12 protein-coding genes are annotated in these 13,161 nt (G+C 56.8%); 7 read left to right on the plus strand and 5 right to left on the minus strand.

The genetic code is table 11. The annotated features are described in order from the left end of the window. The first annotated feature begins 47 nt into the window (after positions 1-47). The 4 genes from glmU to DEALK_RS07925 are packed head-to-tail and all read left to right on the plus strand — an operon-like array spanning position 48 to position 4,724. Positions 48-1,265 (plus strand): bifunctional sugar-1-phosphate nucleotidylyltransferase/acetyltransferase, encoded by a 1,218-nt coding sequence (glmU, locus tag DEALK_RS07910; RefSeq protein ID WP_065128859.1) that lies wholly within the window; start codon positions 48-50, stop codon positions 1,263-1,265. A gap of 16 nt (positions 1,266-1,281) precedes the next feature. Then, positions 1,282-2,463 carry a sugar phosphate nucleotidyltransferase gene (locus DEALK_RS07915; RefSeq protein WP_058439691.1) on the plus strand — a complete coding sequence of 394 codons (1,182 nt, stop codon included), beginning with the start codon at positions 1,282-1,284 and terminating at the stop codon, positions 2,461-2,463. A 1-nt stretch (position 2,464) separates the two neighbouring features. Then, positions 2,465-4,240 carry a glutamine--fructose-6-phosphate transaminase (isomerizing) gene (glmS, locus tag DEALK_RS07920; protein ID WP_058439692.1) on the plus strand — a complete coding sequence of 592 codons (1,776 nt, stop codon included), beginning with the start codon at positions 2,465-2,467 and terminating at the stop codon, positions 4,238-4,240. Between the two features lie 34 nt (positions 4,241-4,274). Further along, entirely contained in the window at positions 4,275-4,724 is a 450-nt protein-coding gene (locus tag DEALK_RS07925; RefSeq protein ID WP_058439693.1) for a universal stress protein, read from the plus strand. On the opposite strand, the gene DEALK_RS07930 is transcribed toward DEALK_RS07925, so the two are convergent. Together DEALK_RS07930 and DEALK_RS07935 are read right to left on the minus strand one after the other, a co-directional pair. Then, positions 4,721-5,176, minus strand: a complete 456-nt coding sequence (locus tag DEALK_RS07930) for a YbhB/YbcL family Raf kinase inhibitor-like protein (protein WP_058439694.1) — start codon at positions 5,174-5,176, stop codon at positions 4,721-4,723. The genes DEALK_RS07925 and DEALK_RS07930 overlap by 4 nt on opposite strands. Further along, positions 5,167-5,886, minus strand: coding sequence for an HAD family hydrolase (locus DEALK_RS07935; RefSeq protein ID WP_058439695.1), 720 nt, complete (start codon positions 5,884-5,886; stop codon positions 5,167-5,169). Before DEALK_RS07935 ends, DEALK_RS07930 begins: the two co-directional genes overlap by 10 nt. Positions 5,887-6,097: 211 nt before the next feature. On the opposite strand from DEALK_RS07935, the gene ku reads away from it, so the two are divergent. After that, positions 6,098-6,889 (plus strand): non-homologous end joining protein Ku, encoded by a 792-nt coding sequence (gene ku / locus DEALK_RS07940; protein WP_058439696.1) that lies wholly within the window; start codon positions 6,098-6,100, stop codon positions 6,887-6,889. Between the two features lie 74 nt (positions 6,890-6,963). Then, entirely contained in the window at positions 6,964-7,938 is a 975-nt protein-coding gene (gene ligD, locus DEALK_RS07945) for a non-homologous end-joining DNA ligase (protein ID WP_058439697.1), read from the plus strand. A gap of 73 nt (positions 7,939-8,011) precedes the next feature. Here the strand turns inward: ligD and DEALK_RS07950 are convergent, their stop codons facing one another. Continuing rightward, positions 8,012-8,593: a cob(I)yrinic acid a,c-diamide adenosyltransferase gene (locus DEALK_RS07950; protein WP_058439698.1), complete on the minus strand. Its 582-nt coding sequence runs from the start codon at positions 8,591-8,593 to the stop codon at positions 8,012-8,014. 115 nt (positions 8,594-8,708) lie between these two features. Next, positions 8,709-9,410 carry a cobalt-precorrin-7 (C(5))-methyltransferase gene (locus tag DEALK_RS07955; RefSeq protein ID WP_058439699.1) on the minus strand — a complete coding sequence of 234 codons (702 nt, stop codon included), beginning with the start codon at positions 9,408-9,410 and terminating at the stop codon, positions 8,709-8,711. A gap of 356 nt (positions 9,411-9,766) precedes the next feature. Between DEALK_RS07955 and DEALK_RS07960 the strand changes: the two genes are divergently transcribed. Next, positions 9,767-11,131 carry a reductive dehalogenase gene (locus tag DEALK_RS07960; protein WP_275477476.1) on the plus strand — a complete coding sequence of 455 codons (1,365 nt, stop codon included), beginning with the start codon at positions 9,767-9,769 and terminating at the stop codon, positions 11,129-11,131. 108 nt (positions 11,132-11,239) lie between these two features. Here DEALK_RS07960 and lepA read toward each other — a convergent pair whose 3' ends face one another. Beyond that, positions 11,240-13,060, minus strand: a complete 1,821-nt coding sequence (lepA, locus tag DEALK_RS07965) for a translation elongation factor 4 (protein ID WP_058439701.1) — start codon at positions 13,058-13,060, stop codon at positions 11,240-11,242. Positions 13,061-13,161 lie beyond the last annotated feature (101 nt).

Below are 13,161 nucleotides of genomic sequence, written 5' to 3' on the forward strand. Positions count from 1 at the left end.
CGTAAACTTGGCCGTTGACACTCAAAATCGCCGGCCTTAGAATGCCGATGATGGGTAATACCTCTACGGTAGTGATTATGGCCGCCGGAGAAGGCGCGAGAATGCGCCCGCTTACCGGGACTCGCCCCAAGGTGATGCTGCCGGTGGCTGGAAAGCCGATCCTGGAACATTTGCTTACCGAATGCGCGGCCGCCGGCGCCGGCGATTTCATCCTGGTTGTCGGTTATCACGATGAAGCGGTCAGAAACTATTTTACCGATGGCAGCAAGTGGGGAGTAAATATCAGATATGTCATTCAGCGGCAGCCAGCTGGTACCGCTGACGCCTTGCGCCAGTCAAGTCATCTCCTGGGTACCGCCTTTGTTTTACTGAACGGCGACATCATGCTGAAATCAGTCGACATTGTCCCGCTGATTTCAGCGGAAACCAATCTGATTTCTATCGTTGAACTTCCAAATGTCGAGGGTAAGGGAGTGATCGAGACTCGGGGCGGGCAAGTCGTCCGGCTGTACGAGAAATGTACCAACCCGCCAACCCGACTGGCTAACGCCGGGGTATATCATTTTACGGGGGATATCCTGAAATTCGTACAGCAGACTCCGATATCGCCACGAGGCGAGTATGAAATAACCGATACGGTTCAGGCGCTTATCGACGCCGGAATTCCAGTCGGTTACCGGTTGGTCAGCACCTGGTCAGAACTGAGTTACCCGTGGGATTTGCTTCAGGCTAACGAATCGGCGCTGGCGAATTGCCCGCCGTCCGTCGAGGGCATGATCGAGCCTGGCGCCACCATTACCGGCTCTGTCGCCATCGGCGATGGAAGCTTGATCAAAGCCGGGTCTTACATCACAGGGCCGGTGAAAATTGGCAGAAATTGCGTTATCGGGCCAAACTGCCATATCCGCCCGGCAACGGATATCGGGGATGATTGTCATATCGGCTCCGGTGTAGAAATCAAGAATTCGATCATCATGACAGGCACCAGGATTCCTCACCTCTCTTATGTGGGTGACAGTATAATCGGGCAAAATTGCAACCTGGGGGCCGGAACTCAAATAGCCAACCTGCGGCTGGATAAAAAAACGATCGCGGTAAACGGAATCAACACCGGCAGGCAAAAACTGGGCGGTATCTTCGGAGACGGCGTCGTCACCGGTATCAATGCCTCGATCAATCCCGGGACCATGGTGGGGCACCGGGCGCGGATTGGACCGGGGGCGGCTGCCAAGGGCGTCCTTGCGCCCGGCGCGACGGTTTATTGATGTCTGGAGTAAATTGATGAGACAAGCCATTATCCTTGCCGCCGGCGAGGGGCAGCGCCTGCGGCCGTTGACCGCATCACGGCCTAAAGTCATGCTCAAGGCGGCCGGAAAGCCGATTATCGGATACGTTATTGAATCCCTGATCGCCTGCGGTATCCGCAATATAGTAATCGTCGCAGGTTACCGGCGCGACCAATTGTTTGACGCCCTGGGCGATGGGTCATCTTCAGGCGTGAATATCAGATATGTCATACAGGAACATCAAGCCGGCACCGGCCATGCCCTTAAGCAGGCTGAGTCACTGGCGGATAATGAATTCCTGCTGCTACCGGGCGACCACCTTATTGAGGCGGCAACGATTAGGGAAATCTGCATGCTTGACCCGCTGGCCTTGCTGGTAAAACGGATTCCAAATGACCAGACAGTTCGGTACGGGGCTGTTTCGATTAGCGGGGGCGAGGTGAAAGAGATTATTGAAAAGCCCGCCCAGCCATGCGACAAGCCGGTCAGTACGGGCATCTTCAAACTGGACAAAACGATATTTCAGCACCTCGGGCAAGTGTCGGATATCCCTGCGGCTATCAATACAATGGTCGCAAAGGGAGCTAGGATTCGGGCAGTCGAGGCTGACGGAACCTGGCTTGACGCAATCTATCCCTGGGACCTCCTGGAGCTTAACAATCATGCCCTGAAAACATTGCCTCCTGATATCCGCGGCACTTTAGAGAATGGGGTATTCACCTCCGGCGCCACCTCCATCGGAACGTCCAGCCGCATCCGGTCGGGGAGTTATCTCACCGGCCCGGCGCATATCGGCGGATTATGCAATATAGGCCCGGCGGCAGTTATCGGTCCGGGGGTATCAATCGGGGACAGTGTATCCGTTGGGGCGTTATGTGTGATTACTAACAGTATCATCGGCGACGACGTCGTTATCGGTCCGGGCGCTGTAATCGAGAATTCGATAATCGGCCCGGGGTGCAGCATCGGGGCTAACTTTTCATCCTGCAGCGGCGAGGCCGAGATAAAAGTCGACGGAGAATGGCTGGTGCGGAAGGCCGGCTCGATTATCGGCGAAAACTGCCGTCTTGAAGCATCTGTGGTTGCTTCGCCGGGAGTGGTCCTGGGCAACGAAAGTTCCGTCATGGCAATGAAAAATATCACCGGCAGATTTGCCGACGGCTCCAGGGTAGTATAGGGTGTGCGGCATCGTCGGCTACGTCGGCTCGCGCCAGGCTAAGACCGTTTTACTCGGCATGATGCTCCGACTGGAATACCGCGGCTACGATTCCTGTGGCCTGGCGACCGTTGAGACCGGGGTTAACCTTGTGAAAGCCGCGACGCGGGTCCAGGACCTTGCCGACCGGGGGATGGAAATGCCGGGGACTTACGGGATAGGCCATACCCGCTGGGCCAGCGTCGGCACGGTAACTCAGGAAAACGCGCATCCATTCATGGCTTGCGACCAGGCTGTAGTTATCGCCCACAATGGTAACATCAAGAACTTTGCCGAATTGAAAAAACGGCTGGAAAATTCCGGACATCAATTCTCATCGCAAACAGATTCCGAAGTGATTGCCCACCTGACCGAAGAATATTACCAGGGTGACTTAGTAGACGCGTTGGGAAAGGCAGTCAAAGAACTCGACGGTCCTTTCGCCGTCATCGCTCTGCATCCTGACAACCGGCGGCTGGTCGCTGCTGTAAATGGCTGCCCCATCGTCATAGGATTGGGCGAGGGAGAAAATTGGCTGGCGTCGGATGTGCCCGCTCTGCTGGAATACACCGGCCGGGTATTTCACCTGGAAGACGGCGACATCGCCGCCGTGGAAGCCGATTCCGTGAAGATATATGCAAAAGGAAGACTGGTCAGCCGGGCAAATCAAACAATCGGGTGGGCCCCGGAGGCTGTAGCCAGAGCCGGCTATCAACACCTGATGCTGAAAGAAATCCATGAACAGCCGCGGATTATTCGAAACATAATCCAGCGAAAACAGTCAGCCTGGCTGCCAGGCGATTCTTTCGGAGAGACCACTTGCGGTGTTCTCCTCATCGGCTGCGGCAGTTCCTACCATGCCTGTCTGGCGGGAAAAATCTTGATAGAAAGGCTCTCGGGAATTCAAGCCAACGCCGAGCTGGCGACAGAGTTATTCGACGTCACAGGCTCCACGCGGCGATACCGGGCAGTGATCGGCCTGTCGCAGTCAGGCGAGACCGCCGATACCTGCGCCGCCTTAGACAGACAGCGCCAGGCAGGCTTTTATACGGTCGCTGTTTCAAACGTGCCAGGGTCCAGGATCACGCGCCTGGCCGAACAGACGATTCTCACCGATGCCGGGCCGGAAATGTCGGTTGCCGCCACCAAAAGCTTCACCGCCCAACTGGTCACTTTGCTCAATATGGGCCTGGCCTTACCGTTAAAAGAGCCCAAGCGGGCGCTCGATTTAACGGGGGAACTTCGGGCTCTGCCGGCGAGGCTGCAAAGGATTCTCGACCGGGAAGACGCTCATGCCTCCGCCGCCCGGTGGCTGGCATCCTTCAAGAACATTATCTGTATCGGGCGAGGCATATTTCTGCCGATTGCTCTCGAGTGCGCTTTGAAGCTGAAGGAAATTACGTATATCCACGCCGAGGGATGTGCCGCTGGCGAACTCAAGCACGGCACTCTGGCCTTGCTTTCGCCGGTCACCCCGGTGATCGCCTTCATGGGTACCGACGAGACGCGAGCGCAAATGCTGACCGCGATACGCGAAGTCAAGGCGCGGGGGGTTCCCGTGCTGGCGATAGCGCCCGAAGGCGAAGAGGATTTGGAGGATCTTGCTGACAGGGTCATCCTTCTACCCCGTACCGACCCCCTGCTCCAACCGGTGCTTGCCGCGGCAGCCGCCCAGATGCTGGCTTACCACGCTGCGCTTTCCCTGAATCTGCCTATCGACAACCCCCGTAATTTGGCGAAGAGCGTTACTGTCGAGTAAACTCAAATATATAAAAGCCTGATTGGAGGACTCCGTGTACAGAAAATTGTTGGTGCCGCTTGATGGTTCTGAGCTTTCTGAAACCATCTTGCCGCAGGTTGCCGCTGTGGCTAAACCAGCTTCGGCTTCGGTAGTGCTCCTTAGAGTCAGGGAGTCCCTGGACCGCGGCGTGAGGCAGACCTTAGGCGACGATATTGCCGAAAAGCTGGACACGGTCAACCGGGAAGAGATTCAAAGCTATCTCGACCGGATCGCCGGTGACCTGATCCGCGACGGCATCGCTGCTGACATTGCTATTGCCGAAGGGAACCCGGCCGAGGCAATTATCAATTACGCCTCGACTCACGCCGTCGACCTTATCGTAATGGCTACCCACGGCCGGGGCGGCCTGACACGCTGGGCTTTTGGCTCCGTCGCTGATAAGGTCCTGCGCCAGTCTCCAGTGCCGGTGCTGTTGGGCCCGGTGACCGGCTCCAGGGCTTAGCGGCCGTATAACCCGGTGACCAGAACTTCAGCCAGGACGTGGCCGGAGACTGCCCTGTCGAATTGTTCCCGCCCGGCGCCGGGGTTCAACACCGGCACGGCGTCCAGGGCCATCAGGCGGTAACGATAATGATGGACAGGCCCGGGCGGCGGGCAGGAAGGGTAATAGCCGTAGGCGCCTCCTGAATTAACACCTTGCATTATCCCATTGGGAAGCTCCGCCTTACGGGCTGTGCCCGCCGGCAGCCTGAACGCCGATACCGGGATATTCCAGATTATCCAATGGGTAAAAAGGCCGCGCGGTGCGTCAGGATCGTCCATCAATAAGGCGAGACTTTTAGCCCCGGCGGGGATGCCCCTCCAGGAGATCTCCGGGGAAAGTCCCGGACCGTCGCAGGTATTGCGCCTGGGGATGAACTCCCCATCCTTGAACCCGTCAATGATCATTTCCATCCGGCGGTCTCCTGGTCTACCAGGGCGCTCAACTGGTAAAGATTCTTGACCCTGACACATTCAGACGGCGCTTCCGAGAATCCGCCGCGGTCAAGCAGAACAGCACGCATACCTACCGCCGAGGCGCCGAGGACATCTATTTGGTACTGGTCGCCGATAAAGATGACCTCATCGGCCGGTAAATCGGCTTGCCGCAGCGCTTCAAGGAAAATCTCCGGGTGGGGCTTGGTGAAACCTGTTTCCTGCGAGGTGACGACGATGCTGAGGAATGGGGTTAAATCCAGTTCATCCATGAGCGGCTTAATATCCCTATCGACGTTGGAGATGACGCCCAGTTTAAGCTCACGGCGCTTGAGCTCAGTCATCGCCGGGATGACATCGTCGAAAAGGGTCTGTTTGAGTTTGGTGTCGCGCCACCGGAGGAGCATTTGGCGAACCAGATCCGGCTCGGGCTGGATGCCGCCTTCCCTGAGTACGATCGACTGGTGTTTGAAATAGACCTCAGTGACCTCCTCCTTAGTCCGCCTGCTCAGCGGGCGTTTGGCGTTTTCGGTGTAAAAATACTCGTCGGCGGCGGTGAAAGCCCTGGCGAAAGCTGACGGCGGCACTTTGATGCCCAGGCCATCAAGCATCTTGGATTCCCACTCTTCACGGGGCGGTGTATAGCCCACCAGAGTCTGGTAGAGGTCAAAAAAGACAGCTTTGATCACGTGTTCTCCTAAAGATATGCTTGGCCCCAATTCTAGCCGAGGCAGCGGCGCGACGCAAAATGTTGCCGGCATCGTCGGGTACCGGCACTTTGATTCTGCTGCCAAAGGCTGCCGAATTGGTAAAATGTTCCGCCCCTGTTTTCTGTCCCCCCACGGTAGCCCTAAACCGGCCGATGCGATATAGTGGAGAAAACAGGTCCGGGAGGATAATATGCCCAAGGCATTCTGGAAAGGCGCCATCAGCTTTGGCCTGGTGGTTATACCGGTATCTATGTCGGTGGCGGTGCGGGAACGGCCGCTGCGTTTCAGTTATCTCCATAACAAGGACCTGATAAAGCCTAATCAGGTGCTGCACTGCCCGGAGGACGGCGAGTATTTCAGCATCAAGGATACCGTCCGCGGGTACGAGTATGCCAAAGGCCACTACATTGTCATCACCGAGGACGATTTCGAGGCGGTCCCGTTGCGGACAACGCGAAGCATCGATATCCAATCCTTCGTCGATGCCGGGGAGATTGATCCGATCTACTTTTTCGACAGCCACTATCTGGAACCGCAGCAACTGGGTGAAAAACCCTTCCGGCTGCTGCGGCTGGCGATGCTGGAGACGGGCAAAGTGGCGGTGGCTAAGGTAGCTTTTGCCCGCAAGGAGCATCTGGCTTGCCTCCGGCCTTACGGTGAGACCCTGGTTCTCCACACTATGCGCTACCCCGGTGAAATCACCGAGGCGCCGGAGGTTGCTGAGAGTAAAGCCGCGCCGTCAAAGGCAGAGATCAATATGGCCGTCTCGCTCATCCGGAGCATGGAGGAACCGTTCAAACCGGGACAGTACCGCGACGAATACCGGGCAGCGTTGGAAAAAATCATCGCCGCCAAGCTCAAGGGCAAGAAGATCGAGGCGCCAAAAGTAACTCCAGAGAAAGAAACCGAGGATCTCATGGCCGCTCTCGAAGCGAGTTTGGCTAAAGCCAAACCGAAGATTATGGCGGTAAAAGAGAAATAGACCGGGATTTTAAAGCGATAGAAAAGAAACTTTCATTCGATTCCGGTTCTGTGCCGGGCGCTGCCAGGTCAGAGATGCCCGAAAAGGTGGCGCCGATGCTGGCGACGCTGACCGGCGGGCCGTTCACCGACCCTGAGTGGTACTTCGAGCCGAAACTCGACGGCTACCGCATCATCGCCCTGGTAAAACGCGGCAGGGCCAAACTTCAGTCCCGCAATTTCCAGGACTATACAGACAACTTCCCGGGCATCGCCACCGAGATGGGCACACAGCCGGTAGCGGAGGCTGTTTTCGACGGCGAACTGGTCGCTCTAGATGAACGCGGGAAGCCGTGCTTCCAGTGCCTGCAGCAGCACGTTAAACAGGGCAGCGGCGGACAGGAGAGCCCGTACGCTTTCATCTACTATGTATTCGATCTTATTCACCTGAATGGGTACAACCTGACCGGCGCCGTCCAAACCGACCGGGTAAAAATCCTTGACGACGTGTTGCGAGCTGGGAAATCAGTGAAACGGGTGTCACGGCTTGAGGGCGACGGCGACGAAATCTTCGCCGCGGCAGTTGAAGCGGGTATGGAGGGAGTCATCGGTAAACGCCGCGACGCCAAATACTACCCGGGTAAACGATCCGCCGACTGGCTCAAGATCAAGGCCACGCAGGCCGACGAGTTCATCATCGCCGGCTACACCGCGGGACAGGGCAGCCGGGCGGGAGCGTTCGGCTCGCTGGTGCTCGGCCAATACGGCGAAGGCGGCCGGTTTAACTACGTTTCTAACGTCGGCACCGGCTTCAATGAAGCCCTACTCCAGGAGATGATTAAAAGTATGAGACAGCTGGTTGTCGAGAAATCACCGTTCGATCACAAACTGCCACTGGAGTCCGCCATCACCTGGCTTAAGCCAGTACTTGTCGCCGAGGTGAAATTCGCCGAACGCACCCGTGACGGCGGCCTGCGGGCGCCGGTATTTTTGAGGCTGAGAGAGGACAAGCCCGCCCGAGACGTGCGAAGCCAGCGATACGCAAAACCGCCGGGGAAACCGAGAAAGTAGAAGCATTGCCGGTCACTAAACCAGCGTCGTTCTCAAACCGGATTACCGAGGTCCTTCATCTGAAGGTCCTCTTTCAATACTCGATGCCGCGGCGGGCGGGGATGCCCCGGTCATAGGGATGTTTAATCTTGACCATTTCGGTCACCAGGTCGGCGGAGTCGATGACCACTTGAGGCGCCAGGCGCCCGGTCAAGACCAACTCAACATTCTCCGGCCGGTCCTTGATGAGGCGAACTACGTCGGCGGCATCCAGCCAACCCCAGCCGGTGACGATATTCACCTCGTCTAAAATTATAACGTCCCAGTCACCCGAAAGCATGGCGCGCCGCGCCTCGGCCAGGGCTTGACCGGCCTTTTCCCTGACTTCCGGTGAAGGCGACTCTGGATGGCGCACGAGGCCGGGGCCGAAAGCCGCCCACTTGACCCCCGGCAGACGGTGAAGCACTTCCTGTTCGCCGGAGTCATAGGCTCGGTTCATAAAATATACAATATAGACCCGGTAGCCGCGGCCGGAAGCCCGCACGGCAGTACCGATGCCGGCCGAAGTCTTGCCCTTACCGCCGCCGGTGAAAACCTGCGTCAGACCGCGTTTCAGCGGCTCGTAGGTCAGGGCGGCGGAGGGGGAATAGTCCGGGGCGCGGTGTGAATCTTCCATGCTATTCTCGCTTGTATTCGTCGCCTGGCATTTATGACCGGACATCCGATTAAGGGCAGTTTTTGGCTCACTCCCTCTTATCAGACCCCAGTAACGGCGCAAAAGTGGAGGTATTTTAAGTGCGTGGCAGCGCGCCGCCTGGGTTTTTAACCACCATGACCGACGTCAGTCGGTATTCCGTGTCCCGAACAGCCCCGAGGGTGGTGGGGTAGAGTTTTTCGTCTTCCATAGTCATGTATTCGCAGATAAGTACCGGGGTATCTGCCGGCAGGCCGTGATCCAACAGGTAAGCCGCCGTCTGGCGGGGAACCTGGGTCTCGTTGGTCAAAGCCACCAGGTGGCGGCCGATACCAAAGGCATCCACCATGAATTTCAGTTTCCGCTCTTTGATATCCTCGCGGCCGTCATGAAAGGAAATCAGCACTGATTCGTCAAGGCAGATCTGGGCGCGGGCGGCAGCGAACTGGGCGGCGCCGGCCAAGGGTACAATACGGACATCGAAATCAAAAAAGACACCCAGCACCTGCGACAGAGAGGATGAGACGCACGGGTCGCCGACGCGCAGGACGGCAACCGTTTCGCCGGTCTGCCGGGCGCGCTCGGCTGCCTCTTTTTCTTTCTGCAGATAATTCTTGGTCTCTTGAAAGAACAGCGTTTTGCCGGCTACCAGATCCTTGACCGGACGCAGCGACCAATCCCAGGCCAGGATAATATCGGATGATTTAATGGCCTCCTCAGCGGCATGGGTCAGCCATTTGGGCGAACCGCCGGGACCGATGCCGACGATGAAACATACTGGTTTCTTCCCTTGAGTCATCCGATTTCTCCTCAGAATACAGTGTCCAGAATAGTAACATATGGGGCGCCGCGGCACAAAACCTGGAACTGCGGTTGGGTTCAAATTAATCATGCTACCGGTTACAAACTATTAACTAAGGACAACTATATATTAAAGGTTCAGTAATCTTAGTCTCATTAAATATAGGCATGATGGCGGATATACCAAAGCCAGGTTACGAAATACAATCTATACCAAGTCAATCAACTTACTTAGAGAATGTGAAATCGAAAGCGAGGGTTTAAGTATCGGATGATAAAGTGAATTGCACTGAAGTGGTAGCAACAATTACAACAGAAGGAAAAGGGGGAAATATGAAACAGTATCATTCTACGATGAGTCGGCGAGATTTCATGAAAGCGATAGGAGTGGCCGGCGCCGGGATCGCCGCCGCGGGCGCGGCAGCCCCGGTGTTCCATGACCTGGATGAAATGGCTGCTGCCGGTAGCGGCTACAGACGCCCCTGGTGGGCCAAAACAACGGAAACCCCTACCACCGAGATCGATTGGCAGAACATGAAGAAGTTCTCGGAAGGCAATACCATGCGCGGCAAAGGAACGGAATATCTTTTGACTTACATCGACAAAGCTGAACAGGACCGCCGGGCTGCCGCCAAAACCGAGGCGGTCAAAGCGCATAAAGCCGCCAAAGACCCCGGATATACTGCCCGGGATTACGCCTTCAGCGGCAATGCCTCCCGCGGTCTCACCAGCAATGGTTTTGAGAACTGGAAAACGGCATCCACTCCCGAAAAACTCGGGCTCCCGAAGTGGGAAGGGACGCCAGAAGAAAATGCCTCGGTCGTACGCAGTTTTTTACGGTTCAACGGCATGCTGTCCATCGGCTTCACGCGGTTGGAAACGGACACAACCATGAAACTGATGTATGAATACGGGCCGAACAACAAGGAAAAATACACCTTTGCCGATGTCGACGCTCCATCATACGTTTCCGGTAAGGAGCAGGTATATCCGAACAAATGCAAATGGGTGATTACCGTGGTCAATCAGGAATCCCAGGAGTTGTGGAAGCGGAATCCGTATCCACTGCAGGTCCAGATCCGCTATCCGCGGGCTCAATGGATTCAGGAGCAATTTCAGGGCTTTATGACTTCCCTGGGATACTACGCTCTCTCCGAGGGCGGCAACGGCACCGGCATCGCTCCGGCTTTCGGCGTTATGTCCGGTCTGGGTGAAATGGGGCGGATGAACCGGATGATCACTCCCGAGTGGGGGCCCACAGTAGGTATTTTCCGGTATGTGACCGACCTGCCTCTGCCCGACGACAAACCCATAGATGCCGGTTTTCTTGAGTTCTGCAAAACATGCAAGAAATGCGCTGAAGCATGCATTGAGGGCGCCCATTCGTTTGACAAAGAACCCAGCTGGGAAGTTTCCGGCCCGTGGAATAACCCCGGCCACAAAGCCTGGTTTGAGGATTCCCGCAAGTGCCGAGCGTACCAGTCCTTGCCGGACAGCTGCAATGCCGGAACCTGCCTGGCGGTCTGCACTTTTACCAAATACGAAAAGGCCGGCATCCACAATGTGGTAAAAAGCGTCGCCAGCACGACCCCGATGTTCAACGCCTTTTTCCGCCAGATGGATGACTTCATGGGCTACGGGTTGAAGGATCCGGCCAGCTTCTGGGACATTTGCCCGCCCATCTATGGCGTTGAAAACACAGTCGGTTACGATTACTAGATAACCAGCAATCCGGACCGCGTGTAACCTTAAGGGCACGGGTGGAATATTCCACCCGTGCCCTGTTCTTAAGACTCCGTTATAGGTGGCTGATCTAACTGCCGATTATTAAAGCTCAGTCTTCAGGACGCTGAAGAAGGCTTCCTTGGGCACCTCCACCTGGCCGATGGACTTCATCTTTTTCTTGCCCTCTTTCTGCTTCTCCAGCAACTTCCGTTTGCGAGTGATGTCGCCGCCGTAACACTTGGCTAAAACGTCCTTGCGCTTGGCCGGGATGTCTGCCCTGGCGACGATGCGGCCGCCCTCCGCAGCCTGAATTGGGATGGCGAAGAGCTGGCGCGGAATGACCTCCTTGAGCTTATGCACCAGCGCCTTGCCGACATCATGGGACTGATCCGGCGGCACGATTCGACTGAAAGCGTCGACGAGAGTGTTATTGACCAGGATGTCAATCTTGACCAGCCGGGCGTCGCGGTAGCCGTCGAACTCGTAGTCCAGGGAGGCGTAGCCGTTGGACCGGCTCTTGAGCTGGTCGTAGAAGGTGGTCAGCATCGATCTTAGCGGCATGTCATAGTCCAGCTGTACCCGCTGAGTACCCTCAGCGCCGGTGGCTGATCCCAGGAACTCGGTGTGGCGGTGCATACCGCCGCAGGTGCGCTCCAGTTCCATGATGGGCCCGATGTATTTCGACGGCGTAAGAATACGCACCTTGACCCAGGGCTCTTCCATACGGGCTACCTCGGTGGGCGGCGGCAGCTCGGACGGATTGACCACCGAGATGATTTCGCCGTTGGTCTTGGTGATAGCGTAATTCACGCCCGGAGCGGTGACCACCAGCGACAGGCCGAACTCACGTTCCAACCGCTCGTAGACGATGTCCATATGCAGCAGCCCCAGAAAGCCGCACCGGAAGCCATGGCCCAGCAGGGGCGAGTTCTCCATCTCGTAGGACAGCGAGGCGTCGTTGAGCTTGAGCTTCTCCATGGCCTCTCGCAGTTCGTGGTAATCCGAGGCGGTAGTGGGATAGATGCCGGCGAAAACCATCGGCTTGGCCGGCCGGTAGGAGGCCAGCGGCTCTACGGCCGGGCCAACAACAGACGTCACAGTGTCACCGACGGAGCAGTCGCCGACGGTCTTGAGGCCGGTAGCAATGTAACCCACCTCGCCAGACGACAGGCTTTCCACGGGATGCTCGGCCGGGTCGAAATAGCCGACCTCCAGCACCTCCAAGATAGTCCCTTGTGCCATCAACTTGAGCTTGTCGCCCCGGTTAATGGCGCCGTCAACGACGCGCAAATAGGCAATGACGCCTTTGTAGGGATCGTAGTGCGAATCAAAAATTAAAGCCCGGAGAGGGCTGTCCGGGCTCCCGGACGGCGGCGGCATACGGGCAACGACAGCTTCCAGCAGCTCCGGCACGCCCAATCCGGTCTTGCCGGAGATTTTCAGGGTCTCAGCTTCACCGTAGCCAAGCACGCTCCTGACTTCAGACATTACCCGCTCAGGCTCGCCGGAAGGCAAGTCGATCTTATTTAGCGCCGGCACCACCTCCAGGTCATGCTCCATCGCCAGGTAGACATTGGCCAGGGTCTGGGCCTGAATGCCCTGGGTGACGTCGATGACCAACACCGCCCCTTCACAAGCGGCCAGGGTGCGCGAGACCTCATAGGAAAAGTCTACATGACCGGGGGTGTCGATCAGGTTCAACAGGTACTGCTGGCCGGAGGCCGCGGTGTAGCTTAACCGGATGGCCTTAGCCTTGATGGTGATGCCGCGCTCCCGCTCCAGTTCCATGCGGTCCATGACTTGCTCGCTCATCTCCTCGCGGCGCATGGTACCGGTGCTCTCGATAAGGCGGTCGGCTAGCGTTGACTTGCCGTGGTCGATGTGGGCGATGATGCAAAAATTACGTATGAAACACTGTTCCATCTAAATCCTAAATCCAAAGTGCGAAATTCGAAATCCGAAACAAATCCCAGTGGCTTAGTCCAAGAGCACCACACACGATGCCATTACGCAACCGGGCACTA

The organism is Dehalogenimonas alkenigignens (assembly GCF_001466665.1).
Lineage (GTDB): Bacteria > Chloroflexota > Dehalococcoidia > Dehalococcoidales > Dehalococcoidaceae > Dehalogenimonas > Dehalogenimonas alkenigignens.

Coding starts and splice junctions, on each gene's coding strand:
- glmU (WP_065128859.1), top strand. CDS start 48: ATGATGGGTAATACCTCTACGGTAGTGATTATGGCCGCCGGAGAAGGC.
- DEALK_RS07915 (WP_058439691.1), top strand. CDS start 1,282: ATGAGACAAGCCATTATCCTTGCCGCCGGCGAGGGGCAGCGCCTGCGG.
- DEALK_RS07930 (WP_058439694.1), bottom strand. CDS start 5,176: ATGGAAATGATCATTGACGGGTTCAAGGATGGGGAGTTCATCCCCAGG.
- ku (WP_058439696.1), top strand. CDS start 6,098: ATGCCCAAGGCATTCTGGAAAGGCGCCATCAGCTTTGGCCTGGTGGTT.
- ligD (WP_058439697.1), top strand. CDS start 6,964: ATGCCCGAAAAGGTGGCGCCGATGCTGGCGACGCTGACCGGCGGGCCG.
- DEALK_RS07950 (WP_058439698.1), bottom strand. CDS start 8,593: ATGGAAGATTCACACCGCGCCCCGGACTATTCCCCCTCCGCCGCCCTG.
- DEALK_RS07955 (WP_058439699.1), bottom strand. CDS start 9,410: ATGACTCAAGGGAAGAAACCAGTATGTTTCATCGTCGGCATCGGTCCC.
- DEALK_RS07960 (WP_275477476.1), top strand. CDS start 9,767: ATGAGTCGGCGAGATTTCATGAAAGCGATAGGAGTGGCCGGCGCCGGG.
- lepA (WP_058439701.1), bottom strand. CDS start 13,060: ATGGAACAGTGTTTCATACGTAATTTTTGCATCATCGCCCACATCGAC.